At 57.8% G+C, this 23297-nt stretch carries 15 protein-coding genes and 1 pseudogene; 7 read left to right on the top strand and 9 right to left on the bottom strand.

Annotation, left to right across the window (positions count from 1 at the left end; genetic code table 11):
* Position 1 precedes the first annotated feature (1 nt).
* Together AS156_RS19915 and AS156_RS19910 are read right to left on the bottom strand one after the other, a co-directional pair.
* Positions 2-1078, bottom strand: coding sequence for a pentapeptide repeat-containing protein (locus AS156_RS19915; RefSeq protein ID WP_066507815.1), 1077 nt, complete (start codon positions 1076-1078; stop codon positions 2-4).
* On the bottom strand, positions 1068-4223 hold the full coding sequence (locus AS156_RS19910) for a DUF2169 family type VI secretion system accessory protein (protein ID WP_160331119.1): 3156 nt from the start codon (positions 4221-4223) through the stop codon (positions 1068-1070). Before AS156_RS19910 ends, AS156_RS19915 begins: the two co-directional genes overlap by 11 nt.
* Before the next feature lie 135 nt (positions 4224-4358).
* On the opposite strand from AS156_RS19910, the gene AS156_RS19905 reads away from it, so the two are divergent.
* From AS156_RS19905 to AS156_RS19885, 4 genes and pseudogenes are all read left to right on the top strand, one after another.
* A complete protein-coding gene (locus AS156_RS19905) occupies positions 4359-4592 on the top strand; it encodes a hypothetical protein (RefSeq protein WP_066507812.1) in 234 nt (77 codons plus the stop codon).
* A 341-nt stretch (positions 4593-4933) separates the two neighbouring features.
* Positions 4934-6322, top strand: a pseudogene (locus AS156_RS19900) (alpha,alpha-trehalose-phosphate synthase (UDP-forming)); the annotation flags it as partial.
* A gap of 1089 nt (positions 6323-7411) precedes the next feature.
* Positions 7412-8158 (top strand): ferritin family protein, encoded by a 747-nt coding sequence (locus tag AS156_RS19895; protein WP_245312976.1) that lies wholly within the window; start codon positions 7412-7414, stop codon positions 8156-8158.
* 881 nt (positions 8159-9039) lie between these two features.
* Entirely contained in the window at positions 9040-9765 is a 726-nt protein-coding gene (locus tag AS156_RS19885) for a LuxR family transcriptional regulator (protein WP_066507807.1), read from the top strand.
* A gap of 347 nt (positions 9766-10112) precedes the next feature.
* Here the strand turns inward: AS156_RS19885 and AS156_RS19880 are convergent, their stop codons facing one another.
* From AS156_RS19880 to nodD1, 7 genes are all read right to left on the bottom strand, one after another.
* On the bottom strand, positions 10113-10844 hold the full coding sequence (locus AS156_RS19880; RefSeq protein ID WP_066507805.1) for an outer membrane protein: 732 nt from the start codon (positions 10842-10844) through the stop codon (positions 10113-10115).
* Positions 10845-11568: 724 nt separating this feature from the next.
* On the bottom strand, positions 11569-12042 hold the full coding sequence (locus AS156_RS19875; RefSeq protein ID WP_136626325.1) for a NolY: 474 nt from the start codon (positions 12040-12042) through the stop codon (positions 11569-11571).
* A 1099-nt stretch (positions 12043-13141) separates the two neighbouring features.
* Entirely contained in the window at positions 13142-14170 is a 1029-nt protein-coding gene (locus AS156_RS19870; protein WP_066507801.1) for an LLM class flavin-dependent oxidoreductase, read from the bottom strand.
* Positions 14171-14466: 296 nt separating this feature from the next.
* The gene (hisC, locus tag AS156_RS19865; RefSeq protein ID WP_066507799.1) at positions 14467-15570 is read right to left on the bottom strand and encodes a histidinol-phosphate transaminase; all 1104 of its coding nucleotides are present in this window, start codon (positions 15568-15570) and stop codon (positions 14467-14469) included.
* A gap of 734 nt (positions 15571-16304) precedes the next feature.
* On the bottom strand, positions 16305-17018 hold the full coding sequence (locus AS156_RS19860; RefSeq protein ID WP_082747617.1) for a MerR family transcriptional regulator: 714 nt from the start codon (positions 17016-17018) through the stop codon (positions 16305-16307).
* Between the two features lie 517 nt (positions 17019-17535).
* Positions 17536-18543: a LysR family transcriptional regulator gene (locus tag AS156_RS19855; protein ID WP_082747647.1), complete on the bottom strand. Its 1008-nt coding sequence runs from the start codon at positions 18541-18543 to the stop codon at positions 17536-17538.
* 625 nt (positions 18544-19168) lie between these two features.
* The gene (nodD1, locus tag AS156_RS19850) at positions 19169-20113 is read right to left on the bottom strand and encodes a transcriptional regulator NodD1 (protein WP_066507797.1); all 945 of its coding nucleotides are present in this window, start codon (positions 20111-20113) and stop codon (positions 19169-19171) included.
* 496 nt (positions 20114-20609) lie between these two features.
* On the opposite strand from nodD1, the gene AS156_RS19845 reads away from it, so the two are divergent.
* Genes AS156_RS19845 through nodC form a run of 3 tightly spaced genes read left to right on the top strand, consistent with a single transcriptional unit; the run spans position 20610 to position 23248 of the window.
* The gene (locus AS156_RS19845) at positions 20610-21245 is read left to right on the top strand and encodes a NodA family N-acyltransferase (protein WP_066507940.1); all 636 of its coding nucleotides are present in this window, start codon (positions 20610-20612) and stop codon (positions 21243-21245) included.
* A gap of 17 nt (positions 21246-21262) precedes the next feature.
* The gene (gene nodB, locus AS156_RS19840; RefSeq protein WP_245312985.1) at positions 21263-21901 is read left to right on the top strand and encodes a chitooligosaccharide deacetylase NodB; all 639 of its coding nucleotides are present in this window, start codon (positions 21263-21265) and stop codon (positions 21899-21901) included.
* Between the two features lie 15 nt (positions 21902-21916).
* Entirely contained in the window at positions 21917-23248 is a 1332-nt protein-coding gene (gene nodC / locus AS156_RS19835) for a chitooligosaccharide synthase NodC (RefSeq protein ID WP_066507793.1), read from the top strand.
* Positions 23249-23297 lie beyond the last annotated feature (49 nt).

Genomic DNA, 23297 nt, shown 5'->3' with positions numbered 1-23297 from the left:
TTCAGTACGCTCCGTTGAAAGGGATAATGCGGCTTGGATCGTAGAGCTCGGCGACCGCGCGTTCAGGCACAGTTCTCAGGGCGCTACCATGTTGGGCCGTGAACAGGCAGCCTTCTGTTGACGCGCAATGAAGGTCAGTGCGCAGAAAGCGAGAGCCGGAAAAATCGCTGCCATCGAGTTTGGCATGCTGCATCAGCGCATAGGACATATCGGCAGCGGCAAACGAGGCGGACTTGGCCGAGGCGCGCGTGAAAACGGCCAGCTCCAGCTTTGTGCCCGAGAGATCGCAGCCGTCGAGGCGCGCCTCAACGAAGATCGACTGGGTCAAATTGGCATTGCGCAGCCTTGCGGCGCGTAAGTCAGCCCTTACAAACAGTGTGTTTGGAGCAGTTGCGCCCGAGAGGTCGGCACCCGTCAGGCTCGCATCGGTCAAAACCGAGCCAGACAGGTCGACGCCGGACAGGTTTGTGTTGTCCAGCTTGGCACCACTCAGGTTCGCTCGGGCAAACGTCAGGCCTGTGAGGTCCCGCTCCGACAAATCGCATTCCGAGAAAAGAATTGTGTCGCAACGCATCCCTGCGAACTGCGCGCTACGCAGGTCGGCGCGCGTAATGACGGCGTTCGCTAGCGTGGCGCGGTCGAGCACGATATCGGAAAGCGCGCAATCCATTATGGCGCTTTGGGACAGGGTGGCGCCACGCAGGACAGCGTGCGCCAAGACGCAACGCATCGCTGTCGTCTGGGCGAAGTGCGTCTCGCTGAAGTCGCTATGGCCGAAATCCGATGATATGCATGTCGACTGGGCAAAGCGTGCCCGTCGCCAATTGGAGGCGCCAGCGCGGCAACTGACGAACATGCATTTTTCGAGCGAAGCCTCGGCGAACGATGCGCCGCTGAAGTCGCAATCGTGAAACATCGTGCCGGTCAAGCGCGCGCCCTTGAAGTCGCTGTTGCGAAAAGAAGAGCTCAGCACAACACCATCGTTTAAGCGCAATCCGGGGAGCATCTGGCCATCGAGGTCTGCCTCGCGTACCGGAAAGTTATGGGAAACCGACTGCAATAGCAGATCAATTGACATGGCGCCTGACCATCAGGACCGTGCGGTCGATATTTGCGCTGCTCAAATCGGCGGCGACCAAGGTGGAGTCCATCAGGTCGGTGCCATAGAGATTTGCGTGGCGCAGGCTGGCGCCGGTCAGGTCGCTCCGATTAAGATGTGCCTCGAGCAGATTGGCGGCATAGAAGTCACTGCCGCGCAAATCGTTGCCAGTGAAGACCGCGCGTTTGAGCGACGCCATCCGAAACGTCGCGTTCGATAAGGTCGACTCGCCGAAATAGACGCCGTCGAGCCGTGCGATAGTGAAATCGGCGCCGCCGAGGTTGGCCGCCTGAAAGGAGAGCGCCTCGGCGCTGCAGCGGCCGAAGCGGGCGTTTCGCAGATCGATATCGCCGGTGAAGCTGACTTGGTCGAGTTGCGAAGAGCTGAAATCGAGTTCGGACGCTGCCACCTTGAGAAAACAGGTTTGCTCCAGCCGCGCGCGGGCAAAGCCCGCACCGGACAGCGACAAATCCATGAATTGCGTCCGGTGGAGGACGGCGTCCTCCCACATGCTGTTATCGAGGGCGGCTTGGATAAAAGAGCATTGATGGAGCCGTGCAGAGCGGAAGGTTGCCCTGATCATCGGCACTTGCAAGACTTGCAGCTCGATGAGTTGCGCTTGGTCGAATGATATGCCGGCCATGCGCGTGCCGAGCAGATTCGTGCGAGCAAGCTTGCTTCCTGCGAATCGGGTTCCGCGGCAGTCGGCCTCACCAAGGTTTGCATCAGTGAGGTCGGTCGAGCTTAAATCAGCGTTGACGAGCGCTGCACCGGACAATGCGGCTCTCATGAGCCTTGCACCGGCGAGATTGGTCCCGTTCAACTTCGCGCGTTCAAGAAACGCGCCGGAGAAGTCTGCGTTCGTAAATTGCCGTCCAGAGAGATCGGCGCCGGCGAGATCGCGCCCGGCAATCGTGCCGCCGCGCCTAAATTCCTCTTCCACCACATCTCCCAGAGCGCGCGCGACAGCGGGCGCCAGCATCGTTTCAGGCCTGAGCGGCTTCGGCGAGGCGAGCCTGGCTACGGCCACGCCGGCTGCCAGCTGAGCTTCCGCTTTGTCGATCTCTGCCTGCAGCACGGTTAATGCTTCCGTCGATTCCGTTTCGGCCGTCCTCATCGCTGCTTCGGGCACTCCAGTGATCGCAGTCGGATGGGTTGCGCTCAACGTATCAGACGGCGGGAGGCCCTCGATTGTTGGTGAGGGGAGGACATGTCTGAGCGCGGCCTCAGCTTCGGCAAGATCCATCCGCAGACGTTCGCCGGTGTCAGGTGGTATCCCGGGGCTCTCGATTTGCGCCAGTATCTCGTCAATGGTCAGGCGCGGGGGCGGCTCTGGCGAGACGCTCTGCGTGGCTTCCGGCAGCATAGACGCCGGGATTTCAGGAGGTGAAAGGAGGTCGTCCGATACCGCGTTGCGTATCGGCTCGAGCGGTCGTCCAGCTGCCAGGTTAAAAAAGCGGGCATGGGCAAGTTCGAATTGCGTTTGCTCATCGGGCGGATCTGTTGCAGCGCCAAGGATTTCGGCACGCCAGCTCTTCGCCCGCGCGAGCTTGTCTTGGATATCCCGCATGACGGCCGGATCGGTCTCCGGCGGCAGCGAAGGAAATGGCGGGGCCTGATCAAGGCTTGTATCCGTCGAGTGCTCGCCGTCCAGGTTGCCGATCGTGGCGAGCAAGGCGTCGATATCGCTCGATGTGGCTTTTCCGCCGGGAAATGTTTCAGAGGACTCGCGCAGGGGTTCGTATTCAGCGGCGAGATTTTCGACGTCGGACTCCGCCCTGGCCTGCACCGCATCCAAGGCATCGAGAATCGCGGCCAGATCGATCTCGCCGCTCTCGAGTTCCTCCGGCAACAGCTCCGGAATGCTCGACGGTTCGGTCGACGCTACCTCGATCGTGGGGCGGAGCGAGGGTGGAAGATCGAAGCGCGCAAGCTCCTGATCGAGCGTCCAGCGCATGGACGCCAACTGCCGCGCTGCGCGCTCGTCGGCCAATGCCTGGCGCCGGACTTCGCGGCGCTCGCGTTCAGCAGGCGAGAGCGCAGGGGCAAGTTGATATTCCGAAAAAGCATAGCGCGCGGCCGTCGTCGGGTTGAGCCGCAGCTGCCGGACGTTGTGGTAATGATCTAATGGCCGCGCGGGCTCACTCTGTCGCTCGTAAGCGACCATGATGTCGCTGACGTCGCTGCCGTCTAATTCGTGTACGGCGATCGCGGCACGGTAGATCATGACGCCGCGGCGGGCGCCGGCAAACAGCCACAGCGTATCGATGCGCGTCTGCAGTTCTGTGACGCCACGCCTCGCATCGCGCCAGCCGATGAAGCACCGCACACGAAAGGCCGGCAGGCGGCCTTCGATCAACGGATGCTCGGCGGCGAAGTTCTGCAGCGCGTAGGGCTCTCCGCCTGAGATAAAGCCGGCCATACGCTGCTCCGGCGGTGCAAACATGAACAGCCGTGGATCGGCATCGCTCGCCAGAGCGGGGGCGAGCGATTTCAGCCAGGCCGCGTCATAGGTTCCCGCGTATTGAAGGCGCTTCCTGTCGTCGAGGGCCATTGGTCCGAAACTTGCGGGCGGCGCGACCGTGTCGATGAATTGAATCGCATGCTCGGGGCTCTCCACGTTGGGCAGGGCCACCAGCTCGCCAGCCGCGCTGCGGTGAAAGGCCTCATGGCCGGCGCCGACCGGGTTTGCGACGAAGCCGGGCCCGCCGAACGCGCGTTGCCGCGTTAGCGGCATCTGCCGGAAAGGTTGAGCGGCTGTCGGCCGCCAGCCGGCGACTGTCATCTGCCAATAACGGTCGCCGGTCACCAGAAGGTGCTTCTGCATGAGTCCGAGCTTCCAGCCCAACAGCATGCGCTCGATCGGCCGCCCCTGAGGCGCCGCGGCATGTCCACCGACGAGCACCTCCGCTTGCGGCTTGGGCATGCCGATGTCGAGAGGGCTGCCGGGCGGAAGCTCCTTGGCAGCCATAACCCAAAGCTCCTGCTCGCCTTCCAGGCGTTCGGCGGCTGGGTTGGCAAGGTCGAACATCGCAAAAGCGGAAATGATGAGGCTCGCCCCGGGAGGACGACGCTCGCATTTGGACAACAGACCCAGTGTGCGTGGCTTTACAAGAATGGGCATGAGACCCGCCGAGACAATCTTTCGCCTCTTAGCCATATGTCTCGAGCATGACGAACTTACGGTGCGGCGGTGCCGACGCGTCTTTGTGTCACTTACCAGATCAGGTGGGCGTCAAGATCAGCCACGGTGGTGTACATGAACGATCCGAGCTGGAAGATTGTGGTCGTCGACCGCATCGTCGAGATCTGCGACTTGCTTGCGCGGCGCCTCAATCGCCGCGGATTCGCCTCGAGCGCGCAAGCACAAGGCAGCGTAAGGGAGCTTTCGTTGATTTCCCAAGGCAAAGGCCGTTCAAAAGGATGCTTCGGCGTTCCTTCGTACGAAAGCTGGCGCAGGAACATGCTGCTCTTTGCGCAGCTTTCCGAGTGACCATGTCTAACTGTGGAGGTCAGCGAGGATGTGTGTCCCGGGGCTGCCACTCAAATCGATGCTAACAGTCGACGAAATTGCGCATGAAATCGTCGATCCCGGTCAGGGCGGCTCGCACCGGTTGCTAGATTGAGCGTTAAGGCAGACGCGCGAGAGTCTTACCAAGAGCCTGACGACGTCCGCGAAGTGTCGCACTGCGAAGACTGCGTGCAAAGAAGCTCATTCAAGCGAGAGGATCAAGTTCCGATGCGCGCATGAATACGGTTCGCTTCATTTGCTTGAAGCGATTCGTCAAGCCATTGATGAATCGAAGCAGCGGCGAAACAAAGAGAAGATGATCTGTGGACCTCGTCGTTGTTTCGAACCGCGTTACAAGCGGCAATCCCAACGAACCAATGACAGGTGGCCTTGCCGCGGCCCTTCTCCCCGTTGTGGAGCAATCCGGAGCAATCTGGGTAGGGTCCCCGGATCAAACGGAATCCGGTGGTCTGAAGGAGCCTTCCGTCGAGAAGCTCGGCAGAGGAACGCTGGTGACATTGGATCTGCCTGCGGAGCACTTTAGCCGCTACTATAAGGGATTTTCCAATTCGGCACTGTGGCCGACCTTGCATTCGCGCCCTGACTTGATCGACATCTCGGACCTCGACTATCTCAGCTATCGTAAGATCAACGCCATTGTGGCGGACGAGTTGCTCCAATTTCGCAATCACACAACGTTTTGGGTGCACGATTATCATTTCCTTGCGCTAGGCGCCGAGTTGCGCAAGCTCGAAATTGAGCGGAAGGTCGATATCAAGAAAACCGTCGGCTTCTTCCTGCACACGCCATGGCCAAAGCCTGCGACGATCCGCCGTCTGCCATATCATGTCGAACTGATCGAGGCGATGCTCGCTTATGAGTTGATCGGCTTCCAGACTGATGAGCATCGACAGAATTTCATCGACTATGTCGGTCCCGATTTCGGATTGATGATCGAGAACTCTGTTGTAATCTCGCGCTGCGGCCGCCGGACCCGATGCCGGGTGTTCCCGATCAGTATCGATGCGGACAGGATCGCGCGGTATAGCGAGCAGGCGGTCTCGCATCCCTGCGTCTCCTCGTTGCGGCACAGCCTCGATGGCGGGAAGCTTGCGATCGGCGTTGATCGGATCGACTATTCGAAGGGCCTCGACAACCGGGTCAGAGCCTTCGATCATTTGTGGACTGAGCAGCCGCGCAGCATCTCATTGCTGCAGATCGCAACCCCGTCGCGCAGCGACATTAAGGTCTATCAGGATCTACAGAGCGTCGTTGCCGAACTTGTTTGCGATGTTAACCGCCGTCATGGCGCCGATGACTGGACTCCAATCCGCTATCACAACAAGGGCTTCAGTCAGTCCGTACTCGCGGGTCTCTACCGCACCGCGAAGGTTGGCGTCGTGACGCCGTTGTGCGATGGCATGAATCTCGTAGCGAAAGAGTATGTCGCCGCCCAAGACCCGAGCGATCCTGGCGTGCTGGTCCTGTCGAAATTTGCAGGCGCGGCCAAAGAGCTGGACGGAGCCCTTCTTGTCGATCCGTACAACATCGAGGAAATGTCGCATGTGATCTTGAGGGCGATATCGATGCCGCCCTGCGAGCGCTCCTCACGCTGGAATCGAATGATAGAAAAGCTTCGCGGCTACACGATCCAACAATGGTTCTCAGATTTTGTTGTGGAGCTGGAGAACATCCAGGCCGAGAAAACGGCTGGGAAGTCCATTCCGCAAGATATAGGTGCGCCGAGTGGTTCAAAACCGACATTCGAGGATGACGCAGTTGGGACTTCGAGCCACTCGGACCTGCCGAAGCAGTTGTTATATCTCGTCAGCGACGTTCCGGCTGGGGTCCCAGTCGAAGATTTGACATCGATCGTAGGCGCTGGTTGGACTCACGGTCTGCAACCGGCTCCGGGGCGCGTGGTCGATGCACTGAACAGAATAGATGCCCTCCCGAGGCCATTCCGACGGACGCCACATTTCTACATTCACGGTTATGCTTACTCGGCGGGCTATGGCGGGACAACCAAGCCCACTCCGAACAATCCGCTAGGCGTTGCGGTCTATCTCATCCCTCGACTTAAAGGCGGTTGAACGGCGCGGACTGCGACCCGACGGCCGGCAGGCTGCGGAAATCGGGCTGGGTGACCCGTAAGAAGAGCAAGAACTGTCTCCCTTGTGGATCAGGCTCTTCGACTCAACGGGCAATCATCACAGGCCTTCAGGCACCGAATTGTCCTGCCCGCGCGACAACGTTACGGTCGTACAACTTGACGCTACGTGCGATTCAAGCCCCTTCTGGAGACCGCACACGAAATGTTTGGACTGTAAGATCAAAGAAGCGACGAGCCTCAATTCCGCCACGCTGCTTGTTTCATTCCCAGCATCATCATCACGGACGTACTGATGATGGTCGGGTCGACCCGGCGCACTTCCATCCCGGCAAAGTGCGTCGGGGCGCCTTGCGTTAGCCGCTGTCTTCGACCGAGCCCAAGCAACTCGCCTCGGTTCACAAACGTCCGGTGCTGCTGACTTCGAGGCTCACCACAAGCGGTGAGGTAATGCCATACGACGTTGGCCTCCGGATACTACATTCGAAGGCGCCTTGATGATCGAGTTGACCGCTTCTGTTGATGTCAAGCCTGTCGCTTGGGAGGAGGTTGAAGGAGTATGGCCTAAATCTCATCCCCCCAAAACAAGGGGGCGACAGCATACCCTGTCTGTTGCAAACATCGGTTCGAGCATGAGGGGTGAAATGTATCCGCCGGATCGCTCACGCCTTTCGTAATTCAGGGTAATCGAATGATCGCGCCGGTTCGACGGGACTGGAGTCCAAAAGAATTGTTCAATGCCCTGACGCCAACGATGTTTACCGCTGAACCGTCGGTTGTGCGGGCACGTTGGGACAGATTGTGGCCTGAGTTGTATACGGAATATGACGCACGGCATCTAGAAAAAGAGCTGTGTATCCGTAACTTGATCAAAACCAACGAAGCGAAGGCGTTCTTCACTGCTTGGGCCGCGGACGAAGAGCGGCATACCGATGGCTTCATCCAAATCATGGAACTCGTCGCTGGCGGATCCGAAACGGATCTTCGAGAAAGATTGGACGCCCGATCGCATGATTTTAGCGCGATCAGCGAGTTCCTGAAGGATGAATTCTCACTCATCGTTATGATCGCATTTGATGAAATGTGTACCTGCCGCGCCTATGCTGCGGAGAGGGAATTTTATGCTGGGCTTGGGAATAGTCGTTTTCTGCGTTGGCTGAGGGAAGTGATTGCCGACGAGGCGGTTCACTCAATGAACGCCGTTAACGTTATCCGCAGCCGCTACTGCGATCGCGTCAGCGAGGTGGGGGCAATCCTCGAGAGCCTCATCAGCGGCATGACCGACGATACGAGTTATACTGGCACTTTCGTTCTGGATTATTTCGGAACGGCGTACACGAAGGAGTTGCTGGCCAACTGCCGGACCACGATCCTTAGAAATGTTGCCAAGCCGCTCACGCCGGCAGAGCAAGACGGAAGCAACCGCCGGGCAAATTGATAGCAACGCACCTGTGGAGTGAACCCGGCGCCGACCTGGTCGTCTGGCTGGCGCGGCGTATCGAGTGTCGCTCAGTTGATCAACGAAGTCACATCGTGTTGTCGCATTCCCTCCCGATGTCGCGATTGCTTCAATGCTTTTGATTCGAACAATCCCCCAATCCTCTCAAGCTATTGCCGCAAAACCTAGTTTTCGCGAGCGCTAAAACTGGTACGACACTTGCTGCTTCCATCCCAGGTCCTCTCCTACTGGAGATGCGGATGCAAAGTGTTCTCTGCACCACGCAGGTCTACCGATCGTTTGCGGGTCTCGGTACTCTCGTTGACCAACCTCTTCACGCACCGCTATTCGGATACGAGGGGGCGGCTCTTACAAAGCTTTGCGGAAAGGTAGGATCAGGTCCGATCGGCTGATCGGACATGTTTGCATGACGAGCTGTCAAAGGATTGCGTTACCGCCAGTGTTTGCGGCGCGATACGGCTCGGGATGGAAGGTACAGACCCGATGGTCGCCATCAGGCCAGACGAACTGGTGCCGAGCTTCGATTGGGTCGTCATCAGCGTCGTTACCGGTCGCGTTATCGGCGAGGCGGGCGGACGACGAACTGATGTTCGCGCGGCGGCCGTGGCGCGCCGGACAAGCTTGGGTCCAGGTCGACCGGTGCAGCCCCACTGTTTGATCGACCCGCCCGCGGCCAGAGACCGCGCCGCGGAGACTAGGCAGTTCGGGAAGAGCATCCGCCGCAGCGCGCGAGCGTTCAGACTGCACGAAGAGCGAAGCCAAGAGTTCAGATCATGGAATGGAATCTAGCTCCGCCTGAAACGAAACCGATCGAACGGCGCACCAACGGTCTTTTGGACCGGCCTCCCGAGGCGCCTAGAATGGACATGTTTAGCTTCACAGAATGCGCAAACCGAACGCAATCCCTTAGAGCGCTGTTCGAGCTTCTTGTGAACTGCGCGACCGTGGAGGGCTTTAGCGAAGTCGCTTACGGAGCACTCAATTTTGTGGAGCCGCTTCGCCTACCGGAGTATCCACCACCTACAGTAGCCGTGAACTGGCCATCCGAATGGTGCGAACGATACTTTGAGCGCAAGTACTATACAATCGATCCGGTGGTGCGGCGGACACCAATGCTTTCGCGGCCATTTCTGTGGGATCAACTCGCCAAGCAATATCAACTACAGCCGGACGAACGGCGCGTGCTCGCTGAGGCCAGAGAGGCTGGCCTGAAGCACGGCATGAGTGTGCCATTGTTTGGACCCTTGGGTCGACTGTCGGTGGTATCATTTGCATCTCGGTTCGATGATGCCGATCCTCAGCATCGCATAAGTCATCTCAACGCACTGGCTTGGCACTTTCACACCGCGTGTGTGGAGATATCGCGTCCCTCGGAGGGAAGTTGCAATAGGAAAGTTACACTATCGGAGCGGGAGCTAGATTGCATGCGATGGGTCGCAGAAGGAAAATCGTCGTGGGAAATTGGCGTGATACTGCAAATCAGCGAGAATACGGTGAACTTTCATCTCAAGAACGCAATGCGAAAGCTGGGCGCAACCAGTCGGGTCCAAGCTATCGTGATGACGATCCGGCTCGATCTCATCTGAATCGCCGCAGTGGCGTTGATATTGCGTGAGCGAAGCTACGGCGCTTAATGATGATGGTATCGAGCGGAAAAATTGTGATGGTCGTCGTTCGCACGAAAATCCTACCCCGCAAATAGACACCGATGTGAGACTCATTGCTCGTCGCGGCCAATCGCCTCCGACCTTGGATCGTCGCCTTTCCCGCTACGCAACAGACGCTCGGCTTTCATTTTGGCATGCGGCGCTGACGGGCACATCGTGATGGCCAGCCGAGCGAGTCAGGTTACCGCAGGTGAGAAACATTTGAAGAAAGAACCCCGGCCGAAGGTCGGGGCTCTCGGTCCGCGACGCGGTGCGTGCAGATGTGACTATCTGGTGAATCCCGGACCGAACTTGTAGTTGAGCCGAACAGTGACAAGATCAACGTCCTGTCGGATGCGGTCGCTGGATCCGCCGGCCGAGGGGAAGATGATATCATTGTTCTGCATAAAAAGGTGGTCATACTCGACGCCAAATGACCAGCTTGGCGCAAAACCGACCTCTAGACCGGCGCCAAGCGCGCCACCCCAACGGAGGTTGTTGCTCCTGGCAAACTCCGCGCCGGTGGCCGCCAAGCTGATCTGATAGCTGTTGCTGGTCACCGCAGCGCCACCCTTGGCGAAAAGCAACACGTTATTGAACGCGTAACCGATCTGGCCCGTGAGCAAGCCGAACGCATCGATCCTGGTACGATTGCTGTCCATAGGGAAGACGGCGCTGATATTGGAGCCGCTGAAGTTGGCCCAGTTGCCTTGCGCTTCGACGCCGTAGAGCACATTGAATATCTGCCAGCGGTAACCCGCCTGACCGCCGACGGTGGCGCCGCTCGCATCATGGCAGCCTTCGGGAGTGATTGCAGAGAGGTCCCAGCAATTGTTGCTCGATCCCCAGCCACCGTTGACGCCGATATATAGACCGGTCCAGTCATAGATCGCTGGAGGAAGCACTAGCGGCGGTGGCGCTTTAGTGAAGACCGGCTGCGCAGCGAGATCCGCGGCAAATGCGGGCGCCGCCGCGTTAAGCGCGATGATGCTTGCAGTCAAAAGCAGAAAATTCTTCATTCGAGTTTCGTTCCTTTCCATTGCCCCGGCGCTGTGCGTAATAGCAACATCAATGCGAATTGCTGTAACCCCAACACAACAAGTCGGCGCAAGAAATGGCCGTAATCTCACGTGGCGGGAGGTTGTTGAGCCAGCTTCAAACATCCAGTCGCCGTTCAAAGCATACGAGTTGACGTTGACTGGCGACAACAGCTGTCTATGCCGTGGAACAGGTAGCGGGTTGAGCAAATTGTGCGGCGCTCTCTCTTGAGAAGGCGACTTGCCGCCTGCTCCAGCGTGCGGACGAGGATGATGTCTCGATTTCCAGACGCAAGGAAACACGCGCCTGTTGCCTAAGCGGGCATTTTCCGGCGGTTGGACGCTATAAGCGATCTTCGAAGACCTTCGCAGGCCAGAGAGACCGTGCGAGTGAGAGAATAATCCCGGGGGTATGACTGACCGGGTTCCTATCGGGATCTAATGCGTCGACGCAGGCGCCAATCAAAAGGACCAGTTAGGTGCATCCTACTGTTTCAGTAGCGAGCGGCCGAGAGGACGGAGTTGTGTCCTCTCGGCCGTGCGGGGCCTGGCGGCGAATAACAACGCGGTCGTCACCTTAGTCATGGGAGCAAGGGTAGCCTCGTTCGGCGCCGAGAAAATTAGCGGCGACCCGACAGCGGCGTGAACCCACCTCATTTGGAGGGGGAAGGGCGTCGAGCAATGCTGGGCCGAGTGACGGCATTGATCAAACAGAGCACAAGCTCGAGCCGGCGGTCTCTTTGATGAGTTGACAGAAGCAGAGAGCTTCATCGATTGCATCGAAGACAGCTACTCGACCTTCAACGACCACTGCACGCGCTAGAATAAACCGCGCGATCGTAGCTCGATTGGCCGTAGTTTGCATGACGGCTGGCAAGGTCGCGACTGCTCGGTCAAAAAGCGTCCCCAAAACCAGAAGGTCTTCTGGATAGCAAACCCCGTTGTGCCCCGGTCGTAACGGGGCGGTCCGCCTATCGTCAAGTTCGCTGCGGGTTGTCGTGTTGCCTAACCGCTCGCGATCTTGCTCTGCTCGAACAAGTGCGCTTGTGAGCTTGTTGAGCAGTTGCATCGCGTGGAGCGCGTTCTTGTCCTCGCAGATCAGTCCGGCAACTGCTTCCACTTGGCGGCCAATGCTTTGCTTGAGGTGATCGACGCGCGAATTGCAACAGTCCAAGTTCATGATGTCTCTCCAGATCAACTAAATGCAGTGGTGGTGCGGATGACGGCCGGTCCTTCATTCCCGTTTGATGAGTCCCCAGCCTTGCGTGAGGACCAATCGCTATTGCCCAATTGTGGCCTGCGCATCAGGTGTCACAGGAAGTGAGAGAGCGCGGGATAGGTGTGTCGAGAAAAACTGAAATTCGCAATTGTTGACAACGGGCGCCGGTGGCGCCAATGCACCACGATCTATGGCACGATCGTTGAACCTGTCCGTCGCTACATTGTGGCGAACGCGACGTTGGTGCTGCATAAATCGCTTACGCGCTTCTAATGATTGTCGAGAGCTGCGCATGACACGTGATTGCGATGGAGCCGGTTATAGAAAACAGGTTCATGGAGTGCACGCTCGCTCAGTGGGGCCGAGCAAACGAGGGATTAAATAGTGGTGGTCATGAGATGCCAAAACCAGGCGAGAAGCGCGAAGTCATTGCGTCGCCCGGCATGGGTCCGCGTGTGAGTGCAGCCGGGACGAGAATCGCTGCGGTACACCTCTCCATCTGGACAGCGGGAATGCGCTGCACCGCGAATAACCACTGACGTTTCCATGTCAAATTCACATGAAAAATGTGCTGAAGGTGGAGAATTCATGGTCATACGGTGGTCCGGAATACGACTTCCTGAAGGCAGGCGATTATGTATTGTATTCGTGCAAAAGCGGTACAATCGATTGTTTTGATGGGACACATCCAGATCGCCGATGGGCCATCCGCGACGTGCCGTGCGCGCTTATCAAAGTTGGTGAACGAAGCGCGTACTGAGTAGATGTCGATCTTTACCACCGCGATCCAGGGGCAGTGCTCGCAGCATCTGAGACATTGACAGCAGCGATGGCATGCCTCGTGCTCAAGACGCACCACTCTGAATGGCCTCGCCGCGAGATGCGGTGACGCCGCCCCGCTTAGCGGCTCGCAGAGATAGTCCGTGGATCTCCTGTTGAGCAAGGCGATGGGCGGCTGATCGCGAGCCAGTGTACGTGCCACGCCGTGGCACGTAGCGACTGGATTGAGGAAGAAGCGGGCGTGTGACCGAGTGAGCTCAAGCAGTCGAAAGATGCATCCTCAGCAAGGCCGAGCGACAAGCTCAGATTGGAGTTTGGCCGCGGTGTAAACCGAAACTTCCAGGGGAAGATTGCCAAACGCAAGCTGACAAAGCAGGTAGTTGGCACCTGCCTCTTCCATCTGGTTAAGAAGATGTCGTCGGACGGAAGCGGGCTTTCCAACGACGCACAATTCGCTCTCAAGTGCCGCATCGAAGGTCAGCGGCAGGTTAGGTGGTGTCGGAACGGCGTTGAGCTCATAAAGGAACATAAAGCTCTCGAGCCATCGTTGGTACGCAGTTGCCGCCAGCAGGTATGCTTCTTCATCAGAACGCGCAATCACGATCATGCGGAGCAATCCCGTGAATGGCTCTCGATCATCCGGGCTAGTGGTACGGGGTAAATGCGCGCGGAAGGCATCCGTAGTCTTTCGAATGATAGAGGAGGGGCCTACGCACGCGAGATTCGCGCCGTTCGTAGCGGCCCAGGCCGCCGATTCAGGCCGATTGCTGGCGACCCAGGTTGGAGGACATGGACGTTGAACCGGCTTTAGCGTCAAGGGAACATTGTTCAGTTCAAAATGATGCCCATGGTAGGAAAGCGTCTGGTCTTTCATCGCGTTCGAGAGGATTTCGCTAGCTTCCTCATATCGGCCTGGAGCATCGTTGGCACTGATGCCGAAATAGCCCAATTCGATCGGCAGTGAGCCCCGTCCGATGCCGAGCTCTAGTCTGCCACAGCTCAATTGGTCGAGCATACAGAGTTCCTCGAATGCCCGCAGTGGGTGATAGAGGTTAAGTAGCATTACCAGAGGACCAACGCGAAGTTGCCGCGTGCGTTGAGCGACGCTTGACAAGAACAGATTCGGCGACGGACCTCTCCCGTGCGGCGTACAATGGTGCTCGGCCAAATGGTATGCATAGAAGCCGAGAGAGTCGCACGCTTCCGCCAACGCCAGGCGATCTGCGTACTGTCGCGCGGCATCGCGGCCATCGTCGTCCAGATGATCGAAAATTCCGCACGTCAGTTTCGAAGGATTGCGATTCGTCACTCGGTTGTCTCCAATTTTAGAATGCAGGAAGTCCTGTTCACTTCAGGCCGCGAGCGATCAGGCTGGTCAACGTCTGTCGTATGATCGCCGTTAGAGGTCTATTCTGGGTGTGTTGCTTGGCGGCTGATCACGATGCCCGGTCCGCAAACGTGATCGTCGAAGCGCTGGCGGCTCTTGTCCGAATTGGAGCCCGGGCCAGTGCACTGCATTGTTCGCCGACCAAAGCAACACGAAACCATCTCGAGCATCCTGCCCTCATGTCAGTTTCCTACCGATCGGCTGGGTAAGGGGCGCAGCTAGCAACCGCGGCGCGTTGTGCGTGCTGAAATCGCATTGGTCGCCGCCAGAAACGCATCCATTTGATCTTTTGTACCAATGCTAATGCGGATACAGCTTTCAAGACTCTCATCGGGGAAGGAAGCGACAAGAACCTTCTCCTCCGCCAAGGCCGCTTGCCACCATCTGCCATCCTGTCCGACAGGGACGTGGGCTAGCACGAAATTTGCGTGGGACGGTGTTACACAAAAACCGATCCGAGATAGCTCAGCTGCAACTCTCTGCCTTTCATCTCTGATGTGCCGATGGTTATCATTGTACGCGGCGAGATGCGAAAGGATGCTGATGCCAATTGCTTGGCCGATAACGTTCATATTGAAAACGTTCTGGATGTTACGCAGCCTGCCGATAAGCGCAGGATGGCCGAAACCGAAGCCGACGCGAATGCCAGCGGCAGCATAGCTTTTCGAGAGCGTTCGAAGAATCAGAAGATTCGCATAACGGCTCAGAAGCCGTAGGCCATTGTCGGGCGCAAAGTCGACATAGGCCTCGTCTAGGACGATAAGGCGATCCGATCGTACCAGCAAACGTTCGATATCGGCGAGCGGAACGAAGACGCCGGTTGGATTATTCGGATTAGCCAATAGAACAAACTTGGCGTCTGTCGCGGGGCCGGAAAGCAACTCCTCGATCGGTAAGGAATCGGGCCCCGCACTGTCTATCTCGAGGAGTTGCGCGGCGTGCAACATCGCGAGCTTGCGGTTGAACGAAAAGCCGGGCGAGAGCATTGCAACGCGATCACCGGGCGTTAGGAAGGCTCTGTAGATCAGCCCAAGAAGTTCAGATGAGCCATTGCCGGCGATCACTTGATCCGTTGCGATGCCGTAGGCGCGGGCGGCTGCTTCCCTCAAGCTGATGTTGTCATTTTCTGGGTACAGGTACTGCCGCTCAAGAGCTGCGCGCGCGCCTTGCATGACAATGGGCGGCAACGGGAATGGGTTCTCGTTCGTGTCCAGTTTCACGTAACTCGCGTCTGGGGCAGGCCGGCCCGATGGCAGGACATCCAACTGGCGCGCCACTGGAGTAAGAGAAGAAAGCACGTTCTGCAGTTTTTCGTCCGACATGGTGGTCTCCTATGGGGCACCGAGAGCGCTGCCACAACGTCAGTATGCAGAGCCCGTTAGCTTGCCAGATATTGCGGCAATCGAGCGCTATCGTTTGCGGCGAGGAAAGCGGCAAACCAAACTGGCCGGACGATCGAAAGCCGACGCGATCGTCAAGCGAGGTTGAGTCTCTTCGAAGAAGAATCTGGAGAAGCAGACCAGACCCGCTGTCACAGTCTCTTCCGCAGTGGAGAGCCTCCGTACCAGACCCGCGATGGTGTCAATAGTTTGCCGTCCGGTATCGACTGGCAGTCTGGCACGTCAGCATTGGATAACTCAGCGAGCCCCGTCACCAGCAGCAGAAACGTCGCGACAACTGCGAGCGCGAGAAAGGACGCGAGTATCGCAACAACGATGTTATCAATGCGTCTCATCACTTAGATTCCCTTGCCAGATCCACGGGGCGCCGCGTGGCCAGGACACTCAGTTCTACTTGACGGCTTCGACAGCAAGATTGTGTCGTTGCCCGGGAGCGCTGGCTATCTGCAGTGGACCGTACAATGTGACGCTACGTGCGTTTCAAGCCCCTTCCGATTCGCGCAAGCCAATCATTACGTCCGGGCAGTGTGGATCGTAGAGCAAGTGGAGTAGGAGCAGCGCGATTGAGCGCGAGGCGAGTCCGGATCGAGCGTTTCGCTGACTTCCAGAGGGGCCTGGAACTCAGAGTGGTCACGCATCCACCGCGCTGGGTAACGTCAGTGCGACTGATTCTCCAGCGCCGCAAGGGCGAGATCGAGGTACTGCATTAGAATGGGATCCCAGCCCGCCAGACTACGAGGGGCGCTCAATCGTGCAAGAACCTTCAGGATTGTCGAGACCGTCGATTCAACTCCTGCGATTTCGCTGAATAGCAAGCGCGCCTCCAGCGCCACGGCCCTTGTGCGCTCGCTGGAAGGATGCTCGCCGTGATCCATGCAATCGCGCAATTCATCGCGAATTCGTCGCCACCGCTCCTCTCGCTCAGCGGCTAGCTTGCATGTGCATCGGTGGGGCTGAGCGCGTTTCTCGACTCTCGACATCGCGTCCAAGGTGGCAGGCAGCTCGTCTACGCTCACCTGCACGTCACCATCGGTTGTCATATTACGCAGACGATCTCGCAGCAGCGTCGCGCGCGTGACCTGAAGCTCAATCCGCTCCAAATGTGAACGCAATAGGTCAGTAAGCGAAGTGCGCCCTTCCATCGCCTTACGTATCTCGTGGAGAGAGAAGCCAAGCTCACGTAGTGCTAGAATCTGATGAACTCGCTGTACACTTTCGCGGTCGTACATTCGATGACCGCCGTCGGTACGCTCCGAGGCTGCAAGTAGACCCGTGTGCTCATAGTGATGCAAAGTGCGTACCGTAACTCCGGTAGCATCTGCGAGTTCTCCAATGCGCCATCGACGCCTTCGTGGTGTAGCTTTGGTCATGGTTCTTCGATTCAAAGCCTACAACCTGACGTCACGTGAGATTCAAGCTATTTCAAGGGACTAGCTGAACCTTCTTCCATTCCGGCGCAAGCATGTGGATGTTTCGTGTATCGTCGTTAGATCAAGCTCCAGGGGAAATCACGTCCATCAAACTCACTAATGACGCTACCTCGCCTACGTCTGCACGCCTCAGCACAAGCCTGGCGATTGCTGTTCTAGTCTCCGGGCATCGCACTTCGCTTCTGCTGTCGATTGCTGGATCCTATATCCACAGCGGCTCCAACTGATGGCTTGAGCCGGTGCCTCGCGCGGCGGGCTCGATAGCAATTTGCAGCGGTGTGCACAATAGCGTGAAGATGGATCTTGAATGGCAACGAACTGTCGTGCGTCCGGCGCGCAGGCGGGAGGCGGACGGCGAGAGTACAATGCACGCAAAAGGAGTAGCCGGAACTCGCGTCTTGCGGCAGAGCGTAGGCGGTTAAAGAAGCGACGGTTATGATGGGATGGCTATGGGTTCTCACTGGGGATCCAGGCGGATCCGATCATTAGGTGGAGTGGGTGACGAGACGCATGGAGCCGCTTTAGCGGGACTAGAAGCTTGCGTGGAGTCGTCGGGTGGGGCCATGCAGGACGCCTCCTGCAAGATTATCGCCCGCATCCATGTGCTTGCCGGATCACTGTTGTGAAAGGTCGGCCACTGGATGGTTTCGGTGAATGCAGGAAGTGGGAACGGTAGGTCAACTATCCGTAGTGGTGTCGTTCTCTCGAGATGCTTAACAAGCCTTAAGGGCAGCATTCCTATACGGCCAGTGCCCAATAGCATGGGCGGGACCATACTGAAGCTCTGCACGGCAACTTCGACGCGCCGCTTGAGGCCGTGCTCAAAGAAAAAGCATTCCTCGATCGCGGACGTTCCCGCAGGTGTACACCTAACTGCGACTTGTCCCGTAGACAAATATCTCTCGAATGTGAGCCGCCGTGATAGCTGCTTGTTGGTGCGGCAGCCGACGCATACGAGGCGATCCTCGAATAGCTTCGCCTTAGGATGGGCGCTGGACATCAATGTATCGGGCAAGATTATGAAGTCGACTTCACCACGTCGGAGAAGCTCATCGTGATCGTCGGCGGGGGGCAGCAACTCGAACCGGACGTTGGGAGCACTCTGCGATACACGCTCCACGACCTTCTGGAACAACACAAGAGTGCTGCAGTCCGAAAGACGGATCACAAACCGGCGATCCGATTCGGCTGGGTTGAACTCATAATGCAAGATAATGGAAAGGTGAATCTGCAGCAGAGCCTCGCGGACAGGGGCGGCGAGGCGTAATGCACGCGATGTTGGGACGAGTCTGCGGCCTCTCATCGCAAATAGCTCATCGCCGAAATAAGCGCGCAACCGGGAAACGGCGGCACTCATGGCGGGTTGGCTGAGATTAATCCTACGCGCCGCCTCGGTGAGTGTCCGCTCAGTCAGCAGAGAATCGAGTGCGACGAGAAGATTAAGATCCAGGCCCTTGAAGCGCATGCTCACTCTTTTGAAAGCGTTTACATCGTTGCTGTGCACGGCGCAGCCCCTGTGACAATCTCAATCCCGCCGCTTGTGTCCGCGACTGTTGCTGCAAGCGATCGGGCGCATCGCTGAGTCCGTACAATCCAAAGGACCTGTGGTGCGCCCCTGCCACCGGATTGCCGTACCACGTCGATCACTGCAAAGATCGTTAGCGGCGCCCCTGGTGCCGGCGAAGTGGGATCGCAATAGCGGTCCGTAACGTGGCTTAGCCGTGGTCACTTTGCGTGTGCTCTTTGCAAATCTACAACCTGACGCCACGTCGGGTTCAAGCGGCTTGCATTCGGTGGGGCCGCTTGGTCACAACGCAGTATGCATGACAGTGCGGCACACCCAGGTCACGTTACGACCAACGGACGATAATTCGACGCTTGCTGCAAAGCGTTCGATTCCAACGTTAAGGGAGGTTCGTGAGTGGCCGCGTGGCTAGCGGTCTTTGAGCAGCGTCACAGCACCGCCAATACCGCTGCAAGCAGATCGTCTGGAAAGGCATCCAGGCATAAGACTAGGAACCGTTCCAGTGCAAAGGACCGAAGGTGCCCACTGGTAGAATGCCAGGAGTGGAAATGAGTCGCAGTGAAAATTAGCAGCGTCTTCGGCTTGAGAGGGGCTCACCGGGAGGAGCCATATTGGAGGCCTCCTGCAACAATAACCGCCGCATCCAAATGCTCGCCGGATCAGTATTATGAAAGGCCGGCCATTGGATAGCCTCGGCGAATGCGGGAAGTGGGAGCGGCGGTTCGACAACCCGCAAGGGCATCAGTTTCTCGAAATGCCTAGCCAGTCTTAAAGGCATGGTCCCGATGCGGACGGTGTCCAGCACGATTGGCGGGATCATGCTAAACCCTTGCACGACGATCTCGATTCGTCGCTTGAGGCCGTGCTCAAGCAAAAACCATTCTTCGATATTGGGCCTCAGTGCCCGCCCGAACTTGGCGGCAACATGTCCCATTGACATGTACCCCTCTATTGTAAGCTGACGTGCTAGCTGCTTGTTTGTGCGGCAGCCTACGCACGCAAGCGTCTCCTCAAATAATGTCGCCTTCGGGTGCGCGCTCGACATAAACAGCTCCGGCGCGACCAGAAAATCGATTTCACCCCGTCGTAGGAGTTCGTCGGGCTCGTCTGAAAACGGCAACAAATCGAAGCGGACGGCCGGGGCCTCCCGTGCGATGCGGTCTATGATCTTTCGAAAGAAGATGATCGTCATGAAGTCCGAAAGGATCACCCTGAAGCGGCGGGTCGATTGCGCCGGATCGAATGCGTCGCGTGAAATAATAGAGAGCTGGATATGCAGCAGAGCCTCGCGAATCGGGGCCGCAAGTCCCTCTGCACGCGATGTTGGGACGAGTTCCCGGCCTCTCATCGTAAATAGTTCATCACGAAAATAGGTGCGCAGGCGAGCGACGGCGGCGCTCATGGCCGGCTGGCTCAGATTGATCTTGCGTGCCGCTGCGGTGAGATTGCGCTCAGTCATCAACGCATCGAGCGCGACGAGGAGATTTAGATCAAGGCCCTTGAACCGCATGCTGTGACTCTATCCATCGGGTGGATGCGTTCGATCAATACAATCGATTTTACCAAAACGGGGAATGTTGGATAGCAAACATCAGTTTATAGAAAACACAACAAGGCACACCAAGATGGCTGGCGGTCTTCGCACGGGCTCAGGCAAGAAGTCTCAGTTATGTTCCGCGCAGCAAGGGAGACGAACTGGCGTCGTGGCCGGCTCGTGCTTCAAGCCGCGCAAGATGCATCGCGAAGGTATGCCACGACAAGCACGTTCCTACTCAAGAAGCTGTCCGATAAACCTTCGTATAGCGTTTCCAACCCTTTCCATATCGGCCGTTTACCTCCGTAGGCTGGAGGTCGTGTCGAGTTGTTCCTACTTTCGCGGCCAAGCGAGCTGCCGATTGCAGGTGTCAAATGCCTCTGCCAAGAGGCCCAATCGATGACCTCTGGGCAGTCAAATCGTTTGATAGCAAGTCAACTCTCGAATGCTCGGCTGCACGTCGGAGGCACCGATGAATATGTCTGTACCCCGCTCTACAGGCAATCTCTTGGCGCGCCCTCAGGTGCGGTGGAGATTGTGTTGGGAGAATGAATTAGCGCTGGCCGATCATACCGAACTCGCCGAGTTCTTCCGAAGAGCGTACGGGCCAAGTGGTGAGTTTAATGCAGCGCCGTTTGAAGGCAGTCGAAGTTGGGCCGGCGCAAGACCTGAGCTTCGCATAATCGCGTACGACTCAAACGGCGTAGCAGGCCATGCCGGCATACTGCGACGTTTCATCAAGGTCGGGGAGACCGATCTGCTGGTGGCCGAATTAGGTCTCTACGCCGTACGTCGAGATGTCGAGGGGCATGGAGTCACTTATCAGGGCGCAGTGCGGTTCGCATATCCGCTTCTGCACAAACTTAATGCACCCTTCGGCTTCGCAGCAGTGCGCCCTGCGATGCGCAAGCATATCGAACGTATTGGCCGGAACGGGATGGCCAACATTTTGACGGGAGTTCGGGTGCGCTCGACCCGCCGAGACGTTTTTCTCAACGTGCCTCCAACGCTCGTTGAGGAAGCGCTCCTAGTGGTGTTGCCGATTGGTCGGCCGATGAGCGAGTGGCCGAGCGGTACGCTGATTGATCGGAACGGGCCAGAGCTGTGAGACATCCCGACGTCGGACTGGACGTGCGCAGCGAGTACGCTGACCCCAACGAGGGTCGCAGCGTCTATTTGACGTTTGACGACGGTCCTCACTCCGTTTGCACTCCGGATGTCTTGGATGTGCTGGCGGAATACAACGCTCCCGCCACATTCTTTGCCATCGGCGTCTACGCGAGCGATCGGCCGGAGTTAATCCGACGAATAGTCGCAGAGGGACACGAAGTCGCCAACCACACGATGAGTCATCCGGACCTGTCTGGATGCGAGCCCGACGAAGTGCGGAACGAGATCCTGACTGCCAGCCAAACGATCAGAAGCGTGTGCCCCCATGCCTCCCTGCGGCACATACGCGCCCCGTATGGTGTGTGGACCAGAGAAGTATTGACGACGTCTGCGATGGCCGGACTCGTTGCCGTGCACTGGTCAGTCGACCCGCGCGACTGGTCATGTCCGGGCGTCGACACGATTGTCGGCACGGTAATGGCGTCCGTTCGGCCGGGAGCAATTGTGCTCCTCCATGACGGATGTCCTCCTGGCGAGCTGCAACGGGACGACCCTAGGGGGCCGCGCGAGCAGACCGTCAAGGCTCTTTCCCGCCTGATTCCAGCAATGCGCGACCGCGGATTTGCAATTCGCCCGCTTCCTCAACCCCACTGAACAGCTCTGGGCCCCATGAACCTGCTTGCCACAACTAGCACTGTTGCGATCTCCTGTTATGCGCTGCTTTCGGCTGTCTACAAAAGTGCACAAGCGATTTATGCAATGAAGGACGACGGCCAAGCGTTATCAGACGATGAGCCGGACGCTGGCGCGTTGCCGAGCGTGGATGTCATCGTTCCCTGCTTTAATGAGAGCCCGCAAACGTTGTCTGCGTGCCTCGAGTCCATCGCAAAACAGAATTACTCGGGAAAGCTGCGGGTATACGTGGTTGATGACGGGTCTTCGAATCGTGACGCCGTCCGACCGGTATATGACGCCTACGCGCGTGACCCGAGGTTCAGTATCATTCTGGAGCGCAAGAACATTGGAAAGCGTAAGGCGCAGATTACCGCGATACGTCGCTCGCGGGGAGATCTCGTGCTGAACGTCGATTCCGACACGATGATTGCCGCCGACGTGGTCACAAAGCTCGCACTGAAGATGCTGGATCCATCGATTGGTGCGGCTATGGGCCAGCTGACAGCTAGCAATCGGGACGCTACCTGGTTAACTAGATTGATCGACATGGAGTATTGGTTGGCCTGCAACGAGGAGCGAGCGGCACAAGCGCGCTTCGGCGCCGTTATGTGTTGCTGTGGCCCATGCGCAATGTACCGCCGCTCCGCTCTTCTCTCGCTTCTAGATCAGTACGAGACGCAGGTGTTCCGCGGGAAGCCGAGTGACTTCGGCGAAGATCGTCATCTCACGATCCTCATGCTGCAAGCCGGCTTTCGAACTGAATACGTTCCGGACGCAATTGCCGCGACAGTAGTGCCTGATCGTCTCGGACCTTATCTGCGGCAGCAGCTTCGTTGGGCAAGAAGCACATTCCGGGACACATTACTCTCGCTGCACCTGCTGCCGGGCCTCGGGCGCTATCTCACCCTGGACGTGATCGGACAGAATCTCGGTCCGCTGTTGCTCGCCCTGGCGTTGTTGACGGGGCTCTCGCAATTTGCATTCACCGCGACCGTGCCGTGGTTCACTGTAGTGACGATCGCGGCGATGACCATGGTGCGCTGCTGCGTCGCCGCGTTCCGAGCCCGCGAAAGTCGCTTTATCGGCTTTTCGCTTCACACTCCTATCAATCTCTTTCTCCTACTTCCCGTCAAGGCGTATGCGTTGTGCACATTGAGCAATAGCGATTGGCTGTCGCGCAATTCCGCGAACCCCGCAGACCAGGCGAGAGAGCGGGTCATTTCCTTAAATCCGATCGCTGAAGCAAACGCGACAGGTATCTCGCGAAGCGGCGGCCCGATCGGAAAGGGAGTTGTTACGCGGTTCGTCGACGTTGATGACGTCTGAAATCGTGTGCTGTGGCGAGTCAAAGCTGCTTCTGGCGAGAAGGAATAAC

This window comes from Bradyrhizobium macuxiense (assembly GCF_001542415.1).
Lineage (GTDB): Bacteria > Pseudomonadota > Alphaproteobacteria > Rhizobiales > Xanthobacteraceae > Bradyrhizobium > Bradyrhizobium macuxiense.
Note: the sequence above shows the minus strand (reverse complement) of the source record. Positions and strands in the feature narration are given on the sequence as shown.

Bases quoted from the DNA above. Each gene is read 5' to 3' on its own strand.
- AS156_RS19880 (WP_066507805.1), bottom strand. From the start codon at position 10,844: ATGAAGAATTTTCTGCTTTTGACTGCAAGCATCATCGCGCTTAACGCG.
- AS156_RS19910 (WP_160331119.1), bottom strand. From the start codon at position 4,223: ATGCCCATTCTTGTAAAGCCACGCACACTGGGTCTGTTGTCCAAATGC.
- AS156_RS19845 (WP_066507940.1), top strand. From the start codon at position 20,610: ATGAATATGTCTGTACCCCGCTCTACAGGCAATCTCTTGGCGCGCCCT.
- AS156_RS19905 (WP_066507812.1), top strand. From the start codon at position 4,359: ATGAACGATCCGAGCTGGAAGATTGTGGTCGTCGACCGCATCGTCGAG.
- nodD1 (WP_066507797.1), bottom strand. From the start codon at position 20,113: ATGCGGTTCAAGGGCCTTGATCTAAATCTCCTCGTCGCGCTCGATGCG.
- AS156_RS19885 (WP_066507807.1), top strand. From the start codon at position 9,040: ATGGACATGTTTAGCTTCACAGAATGCGCAAACCGAACGCAATCCCTT.
- AS156_RS19915 (WP_066507815.1), bottom strand. From the start codon at position 1,078: ATGTCAATTGATCTGCTATTGCAGTCGGTTTCCCATAACTTTCCGGTA.
- AS156_RS19855 (WP_082747647.1), bottom strand. From the start codon at position 18,543: ATGCGCTTCAAGGGCCTGGATCTTAATCTTCTCGTCGCACTCGATTCT.
- nodC (WP_066507793.1), top strand. From the start codon at position 21,917: ATGAACCTGCTTGCCACAACTAGCACTGTTGCGATCTCCTGTTATGCG.
- hisC (WP_066507799.1), bottom strand. From the start codon at position 15,570: ATGTCGGACGAAAAACTGCAGAACGTGCTTTCTTCTCTTACTCCAGTG.
- AS156_RS19875 (WP_136626325.1), bottom strand. From the start codon at position 12,042: ATGAACTTGGACTGTTGCAATTCGCGCGTCGATCACCTCAAGCAAAGC.
- AS156_RS19860 (WP_082747617.1), bottom strand. From the start codon at position 17,018: ATGACCAAAGCTACACCACGAAGGCGTCGATGGCGCATTGGAGAACTC.
- AS156_RS19895 (WP_245312976.1), top strand. From the start codon at position 7,412: ATGATCGCGCCGGTTCGACGGGACTGGAGTCCAAAAGAATTGTTCAAT.